Genomic DNA, 17,756 nt, shown 5'->3' on the forward strand with positions numbered 1-17,756 from the left:
AAAAACGCAATACTTCATTAACCGCCCCACTTCGGAGATCTTTGTTTTCCTTGTACTTTATCGGTCACACTGTCACGGCTCAGGCTGCGAGGCGGCCCTTGAACGCCGCACCCTCGTGTTCCAGCAGCCAGCGCTTGCGGTGCAGGCCGCCGCCGTAGCCGGTGAGCGAACCGTCCGAGCCGATCACCCTGTGGCAGGGCACGATCAGGGCCACCGGATTGGACCCGTTGGCCAGGCCCACGGCGCGCACGGCGGTGGGCCGGCCGATCCGCTCGGCGAGCTGGGCGTAGCTCAGGGTCTCGCCCGCCGGTATGGTGCAGAGCGTCTCCCACACCGTCTTCTGGAACGCCGTGCCGGCGCCTTCCCAGGCGACCGCCGCGAACGCACCGGCCTCGCCGGCGAAGTAGCGGGCGAAGACGGGCCGCAGCGGCCCCTGCCCTTCCACGATCGCCGCCCCGGGATAGCGTCGGGCGATCCACTTCCGCATCGCGGGCTCGTAGTCGGTCCAGTTGAAGGCGCGGAGCACGCCCGCCGCGTCGGTGACGGTGAGCGCCGTGCCGATCGGGGTCTCGATCCGGTCGAGGGTGAAGGCTTCAGGCTGCATGACGGGCATCGGTCTTGTCCTTGGTCTTGGATTTCCGGGCAGGCGCCCCGGCCTGGGCCAATGCCGGGTCCGCGGCCCACAGGTGCTGCGCGGCATAGGCGCGCCAGGGCCTCCAGGCCTCGCTGCGGGCGAGCAGGCCGTCCGCGGTCGGGCGGACGCCCGCGTCGTCGGCCATGGCGCGCAGCAGGCCGACGTCGGCTCCCGGGAACGCGTCGGGTTCGCGGAACTCCCGCAGGGCTACGTAGTGCGCGGTCCATTCGCCCACGCCCGGCAAGGCCTTCAGCGCGGCGATGGCGCTGTCGAGGTCGGCGCGCGGCGTGAAGATCGCCGGATCCTCGACCACGGTGCGCGCCAGCGCTTCTATCGCCGCGCCCCGCGCACGCGGCATGTTCAGGACCAGCGAGATCGGCTCGCCGATCAGGCGCCCGGGCGTCGGGAAGACGCGGGTGAGGCCCAACTCCGCCGCGGCGGGCTCGTCGATGGGATCGCCATAGGCCTCGACCAGCCTGGCGGCCAGGTTGCGGGCGGCGCCGACGCTGACCTGCTGGCCGAGGATGGCGCGCACCGCCAGTTCGAAGCCGTCCCAGGCGCCCGGCGCGCGCAGGCCGGGCCGGGCCGCGACCAGGGGCGCGAGCGCCGGATCCTGGCTCAGGTGCGCGCCGATCAGCACCGGGTCGGCCGAGAGGTCGAAGACGCGCCGCACGCGGGCGATCACGGCGGGCAGGCTCTTCAGCTTCGGGAAGCGGATGTCGGCCTGCAGCGCGCCGTCGCTGCGCGGCGTGACGATCACCACGCCCCGCTCGCCGTCCATGGAGAGCGTCCGGGCGTAGCGTCTCGCCTCCACCCGCTCGACGCCCGGGATGGCGCGGTCGGCGAGGAAGCGGATGATCGCGTCCCAGTCGTAGGGCGGCTTGTAGGGCAGGCGCACGACGATGCCGTCGGCCGCCGGCGTCTCGGCCCGGCGCGAGCGGCGCAGTTCGCCCGGCGGACGGCCGAACAACTGCTGGAACGTCTCGTTGAAGCGCCGGACGCTGCCGAACCCGGACGCCAGCGCCACCTCGCCCATGGGCAGGCGCGTTTCCTGGATGAGCTGCTTGGCGAGCAGCACACGCCGCGTCTGCGCGACGGAGACCGGCGACGCGCCCAGGTGCTGGCGGAATAGGCGGCGCAGTTGCCGCTCGCCCACGCCGAGGCGCAGGGCCAGGCCGTCGACGTCGCCGGCGTCCAGCGCGCCGCCCTCGATCAGCGCCAGCGCGCGCGAGACGGTGTTGGACGTGCCGCGCCAGGCGCCGAGGTCGGGCGAGGCCTCCGGCCGGCAGCGCAGGCAGGGGCGGTAGCCGGCCTCCTGCGCCGCCGCGGCGCTCGGGAAGAACTCGACGTTCCCCGCATTGGGCGTGCGCGCCGGGCAGATCGGGCGGCAGTAGACGCCCGTCGTCTTCACCCCGCAGAAGATGCGCCCGTCGAACCGGGCGTCGCGGGTCTGGAAGGCGCGCCGACAGGCTTCGAAATCCATGTCCATGACCCGAAGATGAGCGTGCGCGCGCCGCGAGTCTCGCGGTTTTCGGACACGGATGCAGGCCGGCCGGCGGCTTTCGGACGGCAATTGCGGCCGGCCGCGATTTACTCTCGCGTCATGGTCTGGTCCTAGGTTGCAGGCCTGAGTTGGGGGTTTCGATGTCAGCCGGACCGTTCGTCAGTGTCGTCGTGCCGCACTACCAGGACCTGGCCGGGCTGAAGATCTGCATGGCGTCGCTCGCCGCGCAGACCTTCCCGCGCGACCGGTTCGAGATCGTCGTCGCCGACAACAATTCCCCGGTCGGCCTGGAGGCGGTGAAGGCCGTCGTCGGCGATCTGGGCAAGGTGGTCCTTGTCACGGAGAAGGGGGCCGGCCCCGCGCGGAACGGCGCCGTGGCCGCCTCCAGAGGCGAAATCCTGGCCTTCATCGACTCCGACTGCGTCGCCGAGCCGCAATGGCTCGACGAGGGCGTGAAGGGGCTGGAACGGTTCGACCTCGTCGGCGGCCGGGTGCGGGTGCTGGTCGGCGATCCTGCGGCCATGACGCCGGCCGAGGCCTTCGAGCGCGTCTTCGCCTTCGACTTCAAGACCTACATCGAGAAGAAGGGCTTCACCGGCGCCGGCAACATGTTCTGCCGCCGCACGCTGTTCGAGCGGGTGGGCCCGTTCGGCGTCGGGCTCTCGGAGGACGTGGACTGGTCGCGCCGCGCGGTGGCCGGCGGCGCCCGCCTGGGTTACGTGCCGGACGCCGCCATCGGGCACCCGGCGCGCGTGACGTGGGAGCAGTTGAGCACCAAGTGGCGGCGGCTCAACGCGGAGACGTTCGGCCTGATGGCCGGCGCGCCCCATCACCGGCTCCGCTGGCTGGCGCGCAACGCCCTGATGCCGCTGTCGGCCGTGGCGCACACGCCGAAGGTCCTTCGGAGCCCGGAACTCGACACGGTCGGCCAGCGCGCGGCGGCGCTGGGCGTGCTGTACCGGCTTCGGTTCTGGCGCCTCATCGACGCCGTCCGGCTTCTCGCGACGACCCGGTCGCCGGGTTAGCCGGGGTGGTCAGCCTCCCCGCCGCGACGTACACCCCGCGGCCATGACCCCCGGCTCGCAGGCCGCCGTGCTCGTGACGGGCGGGGCGGGCTACATCGGCGCGCATACGGCCAAGGCGCTGGCCGAACGCGGCTATCGGCCGGTGGTGTACGACGACCTCTCGGCCGGCTTCCGCGAGGCCGTGCGCTGGGGGCCGCTCGTGCGCGGCGATATCCGCGACGAGGCGGCCCTGCGGGCGGCGATGTCCGAGCATGGCGTCGCCGCCGTGGTCCACTTCGCCGGCCTGATCGAGGTGGCCCGCTCGGTGTCCGACCCCGGCCCGTTCTGGGACGTCAACGTTTCGGGCACGCGCGCGCTGCTGGCGGCGATGCAGGCCGCCGGCGTGCCGCGGCTGGTGTTCTCGTCCACCGCGGCGGTCTATGGCCAGGCCGGGCGGGCCGCGGGCGACCTGATCTCCGAGGACGACGAGAAGGCGCCGTCCAGCCCCTACGGCGACACCAAGCTCGCCGCCGAGCGGATGATCGCGGCCCATTGCCGGGCCCACGGCCTGACGGCGGTGGCGCTGCGCTACTTCAACGCCTCGGGCGCGGATCCCTCCGGTGTCATCGGCGAGGCGCACGAACCCGAAACGCACCTGATCCCTCTGGCCCTGGCGGCCGGCCTGGGCGACGGGCGGCCGCTCACCCTCTTCGGCGACGACTTCGACACGGCCGACGGCACCTGCCTGCGCGACTACGTCCACGTGAACGACCTGGCCGCAGCCCATGTCGCGGCGGTCGGGGCGGAACTCGCGGGCGGAACCTTCGAGGCGATGAACCTGGGCGCGGGCCGCGGCCACTCCGTGCGCGAGGTGGTGGCGGCGGCGGCCCGGGCGCTGGGACGTCCGGTGCCGCACGCGATCGGCCCGCGCCGCGCGGGAGATCCGCCGAGCCTCGTCGCGGACCCGAGCCGGGCAAGATCGCGGCTGGGCTGGGAGCCCGCACGGTCCGATCTCGACACCATCGTCCGCGACGCCCTGCGCTGGGAGGCGCAGCCGGCCTACGCCGCGGGCGGACGGGCCAGCCGGCGCGGCGAAGCCAAATGACCTGTTCGGCCGTAGAGATTTCCTGTGGCTCCGTCGCCTTGCACCCGTCACAGGCGACCGCTAACTCAACCGGCGGCGGCCCGGGGCTTGCAGGCTCGCGCTGCGGCTTCTCAATTCCGGACGATCAGCACATGGACGCCAGGGTGCCCGAAACGATGACAGCGCAAGGCGCCTTGCCGCCGGAGACCCTGACGCACCTGGAGCGGTTGGAGGCGGAGAGCATCCAGATCTTCCGGGAGGTGGTGGCGGAGTGTGAGCGTCCGGTGATGCTGTACTCGATCGGGAAGGACTCGGCGGTGATGCTGCGTCTGGCGCTGAAGGCGTTCTGGCCGGGCAAGCCGCCGTTCCCGCTGCTGCACGTGGACACGACGTGGAAGTTCCGGGCGATGTACGAGATGCGCGAGCGGATGGCGCGCGAGACGGGGATGGAGCTCCTGGTCCACCGCAACCCGGAGGCGGAGGCGCGCGGCATCAACCCGTTCGACCACGGCAGCCTGCACACCGACATGTGGAAGACGGAGGGGCTGAAGCAGGCGCTGGACAGGTACGGCTTCGACGCGGCGTTCGGGGGCGGGCGGCGCGACGAGGAGAAGTCGCGGGCCAAGGAGCGGATCCTGAGCTTCCGGACGGCCGAGCACCGCTGGGACCCGAAGAACCAGCGGCCTGAGCTCTGGCGGCTCTACAACACGCGGAAGGCCCAGGGGGAGAACTTCCGCGCCTTCCCGATCTCGAACTGGACCGAGCTCGACATCTGGCAATACATCTACCTGGAGGACATCCCCATCGTGCCGCTCTACTTCGCGGACCTGCGGCCGGTGGTGGAGCGCAACGGCAACCTCATCATGGTCGATGACGACCGGATGCGGCTCTTGCCGGGCGAGGTCCCGCAGATGAGGTCGATCCGCTTCCGCACCCAGGGCTGCTATCCGCTGACGGGCGCGGTCGAGAGCACGGCCGCGACCCTGCCCGAGATCATCCAGGAGATGCTGCTCACGACGACCAGCGAGCGCCAGGGCCGGGTCATCGACCACGACCAGACCGCCTCGATGGAGAAGAAGAAGCAGGAGGGCTACTTCTGATGGCCGCCCACAAGAGCGAGCTGATCGCCCAGGACATCGAGGCCTACCTCCACCAGCACCAGCACAAGAGCCTGCTGCGGTTCCTGACCTGTGGCTCGGTGGACGACGGCAAGTCGACGCTGATCGGGCGGCTTCTGTACGACTCCAAGATGATCTTCGAGGACCAGCTCGCGGCGCTGGAGGCGGACTCGCGGAAGGTGGGCACGCAAGGCGGCGACATCGACTTCGCGCTGCTGGTGGACGGCCTGGCGGCCGAGCGCGAGCAGGGCATCACCATCGACGTCGCCTACCGGTTCTTCTCCACCGACAGGAGGAAGTTCATCGTCGCCGACACGCCGGGGCACGAGCAGTACACCCGCAACATGGTGACGGGGGCTTCGACCGCCGACGCGGCCATCATCCTGATCGACGCGAGGAAGGGCGTGCTGACCCAGACCCGGCGGCACAGCTACCTGGTCTCGTTGCTGGGCATCCGCCACGTGGTGCTGGCGGTGAACAAGATGGACCTGGCGGACTGGAGCCAGGAGGTGTTCGAGGCCATCGTCGGCGAGTACCGCGACTTCGCCGGCCAGATCGGCATCACCGACTTCACCGCCATCCCGATGTCGGCGCTGAAGGGCGACAACATCACCGACCGCTCGGAGAGGTCGCCCTGGTACGACGGCCCGCCCCTGATGCGCTGGCTGGAGGAGGCGCCGGTCGAGGACGACCTGCAGGGCAAGCCCTTCCGCATGCCGGTGCAGTGGGTGAACCGCCCCGACCTCGACTTCCGCGGCTTCTCCGGCCAGGTCGCCTCGGGCGTCGTGCGGCCAGGCGACAAGGTCAAGGCCCTGCCCTCGGGCCGCGAGAGCACGGTGGCCAGGATCGTCACCTTCACCGGCGACCTGCCGCAGGCCGTGGCCGGCCAGTCGGTGACGATCACGCTCGAGGACGAGATCGACGTCTCCCGGGGCGACGTGCTGGCCGCCGCGGGAAGTCCGCCCGAAGTGGCCGACCAGTTCGAGGCCACCATCGTCTGGTTCGACGACGAGGCGCTGCTGCCGGGCCGGCCCTACCTCCTGAAGCTGGGGACCCGCACGGTGCAGGCCCAGGTCGCCGAGCCCAAGCACAAGGTCAACGTCAACACGCTCGAGAAGCTCGCGGCCACCCGGCTCGAGCTGAACGAGATCGGGGTCTGCAACCTCAGCCTCGCCGCCCCGATCGCCTTCGACCCCTATGCCGAGAACAAGGACCTCGGCGGCTTCATCCTCATCGACCGGATCACCAACCGCACCGTCGGCGCGGGCATGCTGCACTTCGCGCTGCGCCGCAGCCACAACATCCACTGGCAGGCCACCGACGTCGGCAAGGCCTCCAGGGCCGCCCAGAAGGGCCAGACGCCGAAGGTGCTGTGGTTCACCGGGCTCTCGGGCGCGGGCAAGTCCACCATCGCCAACCTGGTCGAGAAGCGCCTGCACGCCGACGGCCGCCACACCTACCTGCTCGACGGCGACAACGTCCGCCATGGCCTGAACCGCGACTTAGGCTTCACCGAGGAGGACCGCGTCGAGAACATCCGCCGCGTCGGCGAGGTGGCCCGGCTGATGGCCGACGCCGGGCTCATCGTGCTCACCGCCTTCATCTCCCCCTTCCGCGCCGAGCGGCGCATGGTGCGCGAGATGCTGCCGGAAGGGGAGTTCGTCGAGGTCTTCATCGACACCCCCCTCGCCGAAGCCGAGAAGCGCGACGTCAAGGGCCTCTACAAGAAGGCCCGCAAAGGCGAACTCACCAACTTCACCGGCATCGACAGCCCCTACGAGGCCCCCCAAACCCCCGAGATCACCATCGACACCACCACCATCACCGCCGAAGACGCCGCCGAGGCCATCGTGGCCTGGCTCGACCGCGCCTGACGCGACCGCCAGACGGGGGTAAGGATGGGTCCGGATTTCTGGCTGTTCGCCGCCGTGGGCTTCGCCGCCCAGCTCGTGGATGGCGCGCTGGGCATGGCCTATGGCGTGATCTCGACGTCGGTGCTGCTGAGCGCCGGCGTCACGCCCGCCAACGCCTCGGCCAGCGTGCATGCCGCCAAGGTGTTCACGGGCCTCGCCTCCGGGCTGTCGCACATCTTCTACCGCAACATCGACTGGAAGCTGCTGGCGCTGCTCTCCGGCGGCGGGGTCCTGGGCGGCGTGGTCGGGACCTACGTCCTGACCTCCGTGCCGGGCGAGGCCGTGAAGCCCTACGTGGTCGGCTGGCTGGGCCTGATGGGCCTGGTCATCCTCTATCGCGCGTGGCGGCAGACGCGGCCGAAGGTGTTCTCGTGGCGCTCGCCCTTCCCGCTCGGGCTGATCGGCGGCTTCTTCGACGCCATCGGCGGCGGCGGCTGGGGGCCGGTGGTGACCTCGTCGCTGATGGGCGCCGGGGCCGATCCGCGCAAGGCGATCGGCACGACCAACACCGCCGAGATGTTCGTGGCCATCGCGACCTCTGCGGCGTTCCTCGCGGCGCTGCTGACCGGCCACTGGGACACCGAGGGCCTGGGCGAGCTCGTCTGGTCCGTCGCCGGCCTGATCGCCGGCGGCGTGGTCGCCGCGCCGATCGCAGGCTGGATGACCAAGGTGATGCCGCTGCGCGCGCTGACCTGGATCGTCGGCTTCCTGGTGGTGGCCCTGGCGATCTGGCAGGGCGCGATGCTGTTCCTGCCGAAGGCGTAGATCTATCCTCCCAGACAAGTCGCGGCCGCGAATTATTTTAATGACCAGTCGCTAAATTTTCCTCCATATAAAGAGAGGTGCTCGGGAGGTCGCGCTATGCATCGCCGGACATGGCTCGGAGGCGCGGGCGCGGGGATGCTTTTCCCACGTGTCGCGCGCGCCGTGCCGGACTACGGCCTCGTCGAGCCCGGCGTCGAGACGTGGAGCGAGTCGCTGATGCTCCTTCACTTCGATCCCGAGGTGCGTCACGGGATCAGCGTTCGGGTCTCGCGCTATCCCGACATGAACGCCACCTGGGTCTGGTGCCACGTGCTGTTCGACGGGCGCATGTATGCCTTCACCGAGCGGCGCCTGTGCTGCAGCCCGGCGCGCAACCTGGGAACGGCGTCGCACGCCGACTACGACAGCCGAGAGGCTGGGGTCGCTTTCGGGCGACTGGGACCTGTGGCCCAGTTGGAAGGCCTTCGTCTGAGCGTGAAGGTCAGGAGCCGGCAGAGCTCAGGGGGCCGGGATGGCTCGGGCGACATACCCGTGGCGATCGATGCGGTCTTTCGGCCGCAGAGCCTGAAGAAGAACTTGCCGCCCGGCCGCTCGGAGTGGACGGGCCAAGTCGAGGTTGACCTCAGGGTCGCCGGTCAGGCTCGACGTCTGACGGGCGTCGCCAAGGCGCACGAGCAGACGCAGACCGCGCCGCGGTTCGACGTTCCGTTCACCTATGGGATGATGTGGAGCCCCGCAGCCTCGTTCATCGCCAATTCATCGCCCAAGAAGCGCTATGGTGAATTCGAGGCGGATGGCCTCTCGCACGCCGTGACGGATTTCCGGCCGGACCCGCCGGACGTGGCCCGGCGCTTCGCTGCGACCCTCGACAATGGACAGGTGGTGAAGGGGCTCGCGATGCGCGTCGCGAGCTATGACGTGCCGGTCTTCGACCGCGTGTGGAACGGGAACATCGTGCGCGTGGACCTGGACGGGCGGCGCTTGGTGGGCATGCTCAACGACTGGCGTCCCGACGCCCAGATATTCAGGCCGCTCTGAAGGTCGCCTGAGGTGGGCCTGGCGGGCCAGACCCCCGCCGAACATGAAGATGTCGACGTCACTCCGATCCCACGCGCGAGTTCGGGGCGGCCGCAAAGCGCCCGGCAGGATCCGTCCTCGAGCTATTTATTTGAACAATGAGTCAGATATTTGTAGACTCATTCTACTATTTATGGGTTTCTCCCCGCACGCCTCGCAGAGGGCGGGAAGGAGGGGACTCATGAAACGTGCGCTCATGGCGTCGGCAGCGTTGCTGCTCGTGTCGCCGGTCACGCCGGCCTTCGCTCAGGACAAGACGGTCAAGGACGTGACCGCGGGGGATGACGCCGTGACGCTCGGCGACGTCGTGGTCACCGCGCGCAAGGTCGAGGAGCGCCTGCGCGACGTACCGGTCGCCGCCACCGTCCTGGATGCGGAGACGCTGAACAATCGCGCCGCGCCGCTCGAGATGGGCAGCATCGTCAACTCGTCTCCGGGCGCGCGCTTCAACGACCTGGGCACGACCGCCACGTCGGAGATCTCGATGCGCGGCTCGGGCACGTTCCGCGCCTCGAACGCGGACTCGCCGATCGGGCTCTACGCGAACGGCGTCTATGTGCAGGGCGGCCTGCAGTTCGCGCGCAATTTCACGCGGATCGACCAGTTCGACCTGGGCCGCGCCGAGGTGCTGCGCGGCACCCAGGGCGCGCTCTTCGGGCGCAACTCCGTCTACGGGGCGGTGAACCTGGTGCCCCAGAAGCCGAAGTTCGACAACTCGGGCCTGCTGATGCTCGACTACGGCGCCGAGATCGACAAGAAGGACGCGACTGCGATCGTGAACTTCAACCTCGGCGAGACGCTAGCGTTTCGGATCGGCGGGGAAGTCATCGACCAGGACCAGGGCTTCTTCCGCCAGGCGGTCGGCGGCTACGCGGACGAGCGCCACGGCTGGCTGGGGCGGGTGCAGGGGCGCTACGCCAAGGGTCCGGTGGACGTGACGCTGACCTACCAGGCCGAAGACATGCGCCTGCCCTTCCAGAACATGCACTACAACATCGTGCCGGGAACCCCCGCCGCGGCGACCTACGGCTTCACCACCACCGGCTACACCACGCCGGACTTCTTCCTGCCGTGGAACACGGCGGCTCGCTCGTACGAGAAGGTCAGCCAGGGCACGATCGACGCCAAGGTCCAGACCAGCCTGGGCGAGCTGAGTTCGCTGACTTCCTATCGCTATCGTTTCCGCGCCGGGATCTTCGACACCGACTACATCGACGAGGCGACGCTTGCGGCGCTGCGCGCACAGGTCCCGACCGCCTTCACGGTCCTCAACGGGTCGACGGCCCGCTACCTCGGAGACAGGACGTGGAGCTACTACCAGGACATCCACCTGGCCGGTAATCCGATCGGCGACTTCACCTGGCTGATCGGGGCCGATTTCCTGCGGCAGGACACGAAGTACCGGGTCGTCCAGGACCAGGCGACGGGCGCCACCAACCCTATCACCGGCGCGCCGCTGAACCAGGCCTTCCGGCGCACCAACACCGTGCCGTTCCGCGGCGACCAGAAGCTCTACGTGCAGTCCAAGGCCGTCTACTTCACCGCCGGCTACAGGCTCACCGACAAGTGGAACGCCAGCTTCGAGGGACGCTACACCGACGACTACAAGCGCGCGTCCTCCATCGACTTCATCGGCCCGCCCCGTCTCAACGGGACGCCGGGCGGCGGCATCTTCGGCCTCGGCGTGGCGACCCAGGTGCAGAACCCGTTCACGATCAAGACGTTCGACAACACGAACTTCTCGTACAACCTGACGACGAACTACAAGTTCGCGCCGAACTGGATGGGCTACCTGAAATACGGGACCGCCTATCGCGCCGGCGGCTTCAATTCGGGCCGCAATCCGGTGGGCTTCACGGCCCCGAACCCGGTGCTGCCGACCTATGGGCCGGAGACCATGGAGACGGTCGAAGCCGGCGTGAAGGGCAACCTGGCGCCGAGCGTCTACACGACCTTCACCGCCTATCACAACAAGGGCAAGGACACGCTGGTGCAGACCAGCAACGGATGCACCGTGGCGCTGTGCGGCGTGGGGGCCGCGGTGTTTGCGGTGAATGCCGGCGAAACGGACACGTGGGGCTTCGAAGGCGAAGTGACCACGCGGTTCGCGCTGTTCGGCGGACGGACCCTGCTGTCGGCCTCGGGGTCGCGGCAGAGGGGCGAATACCGCAAGAGCGCCTACGCCGGGCGGACGATCCCGCAGACTCCCACGTGGGTGGCCAACGCCAACCTCAACTACACGCACCCGATAACCGAAGACGTGATGGGCCTGCTCAATGTGAACTACCACGAGCAATGGGGCGGGGTGCAGGACGTGGAGCTGCCGCAGAAGGCGCTGGAGGACTTCAGCCAGGTCGACGTGCGCGTCGCCGCCCGGGCCGGCCACGTCGAACTCGCCCTCTACGCCAACAACATCTTCAACACGGTCTATCACCTGCGCGACGACAGCGATGCGATGTACCGGCTGTCCAGCCCGCGCACCTACGGTGTCCAGATCAGGTATTCGTGGTGAACAGGGGGAGGAGTCTGATGCGCGCTTTCTCACGTCGCGGCCTGCTGCGCGCGGGCGCCGCCCTGCCGCTCGCGGCAGGTTTCGCGGGCCGCGCCCTGGCCGAGGACGCGCTCTCCGAGGTCGGCCCGCTCGAGGTGTCGTTCGTCGACGCGGACCTGCGCGACGAGGCGCGGGGCCGCAGCATCGCGACGCGGGCCTACTATCCGGCCAAGCCCGGCCGCTACCCCGTCATCGTCTTCAGCCACGGCTTCGGCGGCTCGCTTCTGACCTTCACCAACACCGGGCGGATCTGGGCCAGCCACGGCTATGTCGTGCTGCATCCCACGCACTCGGATTCGCTCGCCAGGATGGATCCCGGCGCGCCGCCGGCCGAGGCGGCGGTCATGCGCCAGTACCACGAGGCGGCCGGCGCGCCGTCGCCGCAGTTGCGCCAGGCGTTCGTGAAGGTGCTCGACAACCCGTTCTTCATCGACAGCCGCCTGCGTGACGTCGGCGTCCTCGTCTCGGCGGTGAAGCAGGGGAAGGGACTCGACCGGGCCATCGTCGAGCGCGCCGACCCGACGCGGATGGGGATGAGCGGCCATTCCTTCGGGGCGTACACGACGCTCGTCATGGCCGGCGCGCTCCTGTCGCCGCCGGTGAGCGCCCCGGTTACCCCGGGCTTCGCGGGCTTCCTGTCGATGAGCGGCCAGGGCCCCGGCCGCATGGCGCTGCACGACGACAGTTTCGCCGGCATCACGAAGCCCATGATGGTGACCACGGGCACGCGCGATTTCGGCGCCGCCGGCGAGACGCCGCCCTGGCGCCTCAAGCCCTTCGACCTCAGCCCGCCGGGCGACAAGTACGCGGTCGTGGTGGACGGTTTCGCGCATCGTGAGTTCGATCCCGCGCCCGGCAACCCGCGCGGTGCGGCGCTGCGCGTGATGCAGCTCCGGTTCTGGGCCGGGGCGCTTCGCGGCGATGCGGCGGCGCGGGCCGCGCTGGACCGGCAGGCCGACGCCTCCAAGCCCACCGACCCCGTCTGGCTGCGCCGCCGCTGACGCCCGGCGGCGCCGCCGGCGGACGTGCTGGCGGGGGCGGCGAACCCCCCGTGGACCGCGTCGTTCGAGGTCGGCGAACCAGTGGGGGTTTCTGCGCGCCGCGATCCCCTGACTTCCCGACGGAAGGCCAAACCGACCTCCTTCACACCCATGAGGAGCAAGCACGGCACCGGCGTCGCGAGCCCCCGAACCCAGGTTGGGTGTCCCCCGGGAGGTTGGCGCTGGACTTCAGTGAGGGCGAGACGGCAGTCTCCGCTGCGGCGCACCGGCACAATGTCGAGTTGCGCTATGATCGGCGCGAGCAGCGTCGCCGGCTCGCGAGATTCGGCGGACCAGGAGGGGAAAACGATTGGCGGCTTCCAGATCGGCGGCGGGATCGCGAGGCCGCCCTTCTCAGCGCGATGGTCGGGTGGAACGGGCCCTGGACGCGGCCGCCTACGTACTCAACGCCGATGGCCTCACCTACGCGTCGCTCGAAGGCGTCGCCACGGCCCTGGGCATCACCAAGAGCGCGCTCTACTACTATTTCCGCAGCAAGGAAGACCTCGTCTACAAGAGCTACCTGCGCACCTGCCAGGTTTGGATCCGGGCCGTCGAGGGCGCGGCCGGTCGCGGCGGCGCCGGGCGCGAGCGCTTCGAGGCCTACGTCCGCTCACGGCTCTCGGTCGACAATCCGCCGGTGGCCTTCGTGGGCGAGATCGACTTCCTGGCGCCGTCCCATCGGAACGAGATTTTCGCGCTGGAGCGCCGGCACGATCATGCGTTGCGGGGCCTGCTGAGCGAAGGCGTCGCTGACGGCAGCCTGACGATGCCCGACGTGGGGGTCGTCAATCACTCGGTCATCGGGGCGCTGAACTGGATCCTTGTCTGGCTCCGACCGGGCAAGGGGGAAATGACTCCGGACATCATCGGGGAGGCCTTTCTCGACCTCTTCCTGAACGGCCTGGCGCGCAGCGGCCGGAGAAGCGCGGCCGACCTGCCCCCGCCGGTGCGGCTCATGGAGCCGCCGCCGGTCGCCGCCTTCGATCGCATCGAACAGGCGGCGCGGCGGCGCGAGGCGTTGGTGCGCAGCGGCTCGGAGTTCTTCAATCGCAACGGCTTCGACAACTGCACGCTCGAGGACGTGGTCAATGGCCTCGGCATCTCGAAGAGCGCCCTCTATCACTACGTCTCCAGCAAGGAGGCGCTCCTGCACGCGGCCTACGATCGATCGCTGGAGAAGACCGAGCTCGTCATGACCACCATCGACGACGATCCCGGTGATGGGCTCGCCAAGATCATGCGCACCATCGCCTCGGCCGTGGATCTGCACGTCGGGCCGGCCGGACCCATCGCCAACTACACGCGCCTGAAGTCGCTGACGCCGGAACACGGCCGAGAGGTGCATGCACGGAGCGAGCGGCTGGAGGCGATCCTCTCGGGCTTCTTCGACCTGGGCGTCGCCGACGGCAGCGTGCGACGCATCGACACGCATCTCGCCCGCCTGGCGCTCCTCGGCGCGATCAACTCCTTGCCCAAGTGGTACGCTCCGGGGGCGCGCGTCGATGCCGACGCCGTCACCGCAAACCTGGTCCACCTGTTCATCAACGGTCTCGTCCCACGCAAGGGCTAGGGCGGCGATCTGCCCGCTCTAGCGCCGCCCTGTATCCAGGAAGTCGCGGGCCGAGAAGGATTCGGGCGCGGGCACCTCGACGATCGGGTCGTCGCGGTCGTCGAACTCGAGGCGGAGCGCCCTGCTCATCACCGCGTGCATGTCGTACAGGCAGGTGATGTAGGTGAACTCCATGATCTCCTCGTCGGAGAGGAAGGTCCTGAGCTTGTCGAAGACGCCCTGCGGCGTGCGGCCGCCGGCGGCCAGGCAGTCGGCGTAGGCCAGCACCGCGCGCTCCCTGTCGTCGAAGCAGTCGGCGACCTGCCAGTCCGGGATCGCGGCGATCTTCTCCTCGGGCATCTTCAGGCCCCGCATCGACTTGCAGTGCTGCGAGAAGACGAACTGGCTGCCCTTCACCCAGCCGACGCGGGTCTGGCCCAGCTCGCGCAGTTGCGGGTCCAGCCGGCGCTCGGGATTGCGGTAGAGCGCGAAGCCGCGGTTGGCGTGCTCGAGGATGTCTGGGACCAGGGCGAAGACGGTCCACCAGTCGCCGCGTGTGCCGGTGGCGGTGCCGGGCTCGGCCACCGGGTCGCGGTCGCCGAACAGGAGGTCGTAGGTCTTCCGGACGTGCTCGGACGTGGTCTCGGCGCGCGAGACCTGGCGCAGACGGGGCATGGGCGTTCTCCCTCGGAGCCTCAGAATTCCAGGACGATCTTCCCGAAGTGCTCGCCGGCAGCCATGGCGCCGAACGCGGCCTTCGCCTCGGTGAACGGGAAGACCTTGTCGACGACCGGGAAGATCTTCTTCAGGTCCATCATGCGGCACATGGACTCGAACATGTCGCGCGAGCCGACGGAGAGGCCTTGCAGCTTCGCCGAGTTGCCGATCAGCGCCGCCGGGTTGAACGGGTCGCCCGCGCCCGCCACGACGCCGATGACGGCGATGTGGCCGCCGATCCGGACGGCGCGCATGCTCTCCTGGATCGTGCCGCCGCCGCCCACCTCCATGATGAAGTCGGCGCCGCGGCCGTTCGTGGCCTCGCGCACCGGCTTCGACCAGGCCGGGGTGGCCCGGTAGTTCACGACGTGGTCGGCTCCGAGCTCCCTGGCCCGTTCCAGCTTGGCGTCGGACGACGAGGTGATCAGCGTGCGCAGGCCCGCCGCATGCGCGAACTGGAGGCCGAAGATCGAGACGCCGCCGGTCCCCTGCAGCACCACCGTGTCGCCGGGCTCCAGCCGCGCGTCGGCGAAGAGGCCGCGCCAGGCGGTCAGCGCGGCGCAGGGCAGCGTGGCGACCTCGTTGTCGCTGAGGTACTCGGGGACCTTCGACAGGCCGTGCTCGGAGAAGGTCTGCAATTCCGAGCCCGCGCCGGGGATCGGGAAGCCCAGGGCCGTGACCACCTTCTCCAGGCTGGGCGGACCCGAGATCCAGCCCTGGAAGAACAGCGTGGCCACGCGATCGCCGGCCTTGAAGCGGGTGACGCCCTCGCCCACCGCCTCGACATGGCCGCAGCCGTCGGAGAAGGGGGTGATCACGTCGGTGGTCTGGCTGGGCGCACGGCCATACATGCCGTTGACCATCAAGAGGTCGCGGTAGTTCAGCGACACCGCTTTCATCCGCACCAGCACCTGGCCGGGGCCGGGCGTCGGGGCCGGCTTCTCCACCACCTGGATGGCGTCCAGCCCCCACGGGGCGGAGACGTTCAGTGCGCGCATGCGGACCCTCCGGGGCGCTAGTTGGCGCCGCCATCCGGCGCCTCGCAAGCATGCCGCTACGTCAGGCCCGAACCCGCGGCAAAACGGGTTTGTCGCCCGCACAGGTGTCGGGCTCGGCCTCGGACATGAGCGGCAATCGACCACCCCATACGTCAGAAGGGACGGAGCCCGGGAACCGGGTCAGATCATGCTGCAGAACGGGGCGTGCGGCCCCTGCCCCTTGCAGGCGTCGGGCTTGGTCCTGGTCGCCTTCCAGTACTTCATTAGGCCGAGTTGCCCGGCCGCCGCCGGAAAGCCCGGATCGCTCAGGGTGGCGCGCATGCCGGGGTACCAGAAGATCGAGGGGCCCGGGTATCTCTGGGCCGCGAGGCGGCTGGCGATGCGGAAGGCGTCGTGGGTCGCGCCGAGGTCGCCGAGCAGCAGGGCGACGTCGTCGTTCTGCTGGTCCTCCGGCAACGCGCGGAGGGCCTGCACGGCCTCCCTGGCCGCGGCGCTTCCCAACGCCCGCGCGCGATAGCCCGCCACCAGGGCGCTGCGTTGCTGGTCCGGCATGGCGAGCGCGGGGTCGAGCAGGGCGTCGGCGTCGCCCATCGCCGTCGCCTTGTACCGCATGATCCTCGCCGCGAAGCCGGCGTCCGGCGCCAGTTGGATGGCCGCATCGTAGAACGGCCGCGCCTCGTCGGCCTTGCCCGCCTCCACCAGCACGTCGGCCAGCGTCAGCGGGGTGTAGACGTACAGGGCCAGCATGTCGTTGGCCTGGCGCAGTTGCTCGACCGCCTCGGTCACGCGCCCGACGTTCGCCAGCATCGTGCCGTACTGATGATACTCGCACCCGCAATCGAGGCGGCGGGCCCCGACGGCGCGCTTCAGCAGGTCTTCCCGGGCGATCCAGTCGTTCCGGTCCACCAGCATGGACTTGATGTAGAGGGCCTCGCTGTTGCGGCTGTCCAGCGCCAGCGCCTTGTCGGCGGCCTCGCGTCCGGCGGCGCGGGCGGCGTCGCCGGCCGGGCCGTCGCCCGCGCTGGAGTCGACCTTCCAGTACGCGCCGGCGACGGCGGCCCAGCCCCAGGAGAAATCCGGGGCGGCGGCGACCACGCGCTGAGCGGGGACGAGGGCCTTGCGCCCCTCCCTCATGTCGGGATGCCAGTGCCCGCGGCAGAACTGCATGTAGTCCCTCAGGACCGCGTCAGGCAGGGGCTTCTGGTAGGTGGAAGCGCCGAACAGCCCGCAGCGGACCACGTTGCCGGCGTCCACGGCGATGTGGCGCGGCACCTTCGCGGCCTCGGCGCCGTCGTAGTCGAACGTCTCGCTCCAGAGGGTGGCGCCGGACCGCTCGTTCGTGAGGCGGGTGATGACGCGGATGGTGGGGCCGTCGTACTGGATCGTGCCGCCCAGGGCGTAGGCTGGCGCCGGGCCCCGCGCAGGGGCCGACGCCGTGGAGACGCCGACGACGCCGTCGGCGTTGAAGGCCGCGGCGATCTCGGAATCCACCGTGGCGCGAAGGGTCGGCGACAGGTCGGGCGACAGGAGCTGGAAGCCGGCGAGGCGCACCGTCATGCTGTGCGGGCCCGCCGTCGACGGGCGCAACTGCCACCAGGCGGCGGCCGCGACCAGCAGGGCGAGGCCCGCGACCGCGGCGAGGACGGCAGGGCGACGGACCGCGGTCGCGATGCGGCCGAGGGCCGAGGGCGGCGGCGCGAGGGCGGCGCGGCCAGTCTCGTCGCTGACGGGTTCCGGTTCGCTCACCACACGCCCCTTGCCGGGAAGCCGGAAACCTATGGACGTTTTCCGCCGCTGAG

The 17,756-nt window shown here is 69.9% G+C and carries 14 protein-coding genes; 9 read left to right on the top strand and 5 right to left on the bottom strand.

The genetic code is table 11. The features are described 5' to 3' along the window. Window positions 1–79 precede the first annotated feature (79 nt). A complete protein-coding gene (locus tag KF737_RS09595) occupies window positions 80–613 on the bottom strand; it encodes a methylated-DNA--[protein]-cysteine S-methyltransferase (RefSeq protein ID WP_296453682.1) in 534 nt (177 codons plus the stop codon). After that, window positions 594–2,123, bottom strand: coding sequence for an AlkA N-terminal domain-containing protein (locus KF737_RS09600; protein ID WP_296453684.1), 1,530 nt, complete (start codon window positions 2,121–2,123; stop codon window positions 594–596). The genes KF737_RS09595 and KF737_RS09600 overlap by 20 nt, the downstream gene beginning before the upstream one ends. Before the next feature lie 155 nt (window positions 2,124–2,278). Here KF737_RS09600 and KF737_RS09605 point away from each other — a divergent pair, with 155 nt between their 5' ends. From KF737_RS09605 to KF737_RS09645, 9 genes are all read left to right on the top strand, one after another. After that, window positions 2,279–3,163, top strand: coding sequence for a glycosyltransferase (locus KF737_RS09605; RefSeq protein WP_296453687.1), 885 nt, complete (start codon window positions 2,279–2,281; stop codon window positions 3,161–3,163). Window positions 3,164–3,206: 43 nt separating this feature from the next. Continuing rightward, entirely contained in the window at window positions 3,207–4,247 is a 1,041-nt protein-coding gene (gene galE, locus KF737_RS09610; protein WP_296453692.1) for a UDP-glucose 4-epimerase GalE, read from the top strand. A gap of 131 nt (window positions 4,248–4,378) precedes the next feature. Beyond that, window positions 4,379–5,326, top strand: a complete 948-nt coding sequence (cysD, locus tag KF737_RS09615; RefSeq protein ID WP_296453695.1) for a sulfate adenylyltransferase subunit CysD — start codon at window positions 4,379–4,381, stop codon at window positions 5,324–5,326. After that, a complete protein-coding gene (gene cysN, locus KF737_RS09620; protein WP_296453698.1) occupies window positions 5,326–7,218 on the top strand; it encodes a sulfate adenylyltransferase subunit CysN in 1,893 nt (630 codons plus the stop codon). The genes cysD and cysN overlap by 1 nt, the downstream gene beginning before the upstream one ends. 24 nt (window positions 7,219–7,242) lie before the next feature. Further along, window positions 7,243–8,022: a sulfite exporter TauE/SafE family protein gene (locus KF737_RS09625; protein ID WP_296453701.1), complete on the top strand. Its 780-nt coding sequence runs from the start codon at window positions 7,243–7,245 to the stop codon at window positions 8,020–8,022. A 96-nt stretch (window positions 8,023–8,118) separates the two neighbouring features. Next, a complete protein-coding gene (locus KF737_RS09630) occupies window positions 8,119–9,060 on the top strand; it encodes a hypothetical protein (RefSeq protein ID WP_296453704.1) in 942 nt (313 codons plus the stop codon). Between the two features lie 220 nt (window positions 9,061–9,280). Further along, the gene (locus tag KF737_RS09635) at window positions 9,281–11,611 is read left to right on the top strand and encodes a TonB-dependent receptor (protein ID WP_296453707.1); all 2,331 of its coding nucleotides are present in this window, start codon (window positions 9,281–9,283) and stop codon (window positions 11,609–11,611) included. 17 nt (window positions 11,612–11,628) lie between these two features. Then, window positions 11,629–12,651, top strand: a complete 1,023-nt coding sequence (locus KF737_RS09640) for a hypothetical protein (RefSeq protein ID WP_296453710.1) — start codon at window positions 11,629–11,631, stop codon at window positions 12,649–12,651. Between the two features lie 409 nt (window positions 12,652–13,060). Next, complete coding sequence (locus tag KF737_RS09645; protein WP_296453716.1) at window positions 13,061–14,263, top strand: TetR family transcriptional regulator; 1,203 nt, start codon at window positions 13,061–13,063, stop codon at window positions 14,261–14,263. 18 nt (window positions 14,264–14,281) lie between these two features. Here KF737_RS09645 and KF737_RS09650 read toward each other — a convergent pair whose 3' ends face one another. From KF737_RS09650 to KF737_RS09660, 3 genes are all read right to left on the bottom strand, one after another. Further along, window positions 14,282–14,917, bottom strand: a complete 636-nt coding sequence (locus KF737_RS09650) for a carboxymuconolactone decarboxylase family protein (RefSeq protein ID WP_296453719.1) — start codon at window positions 14,915–14,917, stop codon at window positions 14,282–14,284. A gap of 20 nt (window positions 14,918–14,937) precedes the next feature. Next, entirely contained in the window at window positions 14,938–15,957 is a 1,020-nt protein-coding gene (locus KF737_RS09655; protein ID WP_296453722.1) for an NAD(P)-dependent alcohol dehydrogenase, read from the bottom strand. A gap of 180 nt (window positions 15,958–16,137) precedes the next feature. Continuing rightward, window positions 16,138–17,703, bottom strand: coding sequence for a hypothetical protein (locus KF737_RS09660; protein WP_296453725.1), 1,566 nt, complete (start codon window positions 17,701–17,703; stop codon window positions 16,138–16,140). Between the last annotated feature and the right edge of the window lie 53 nt (window positions 17,704–17,756).

This window comes from Phenylobacterium sp. (assembly GCF_019636135.1).
Taxonomy (GTDB): Bacteria; Pseudomonadota; Alphaproteobacteria; order Caulobacterales; family Caulobacteraceae; genus Phenylobacterium.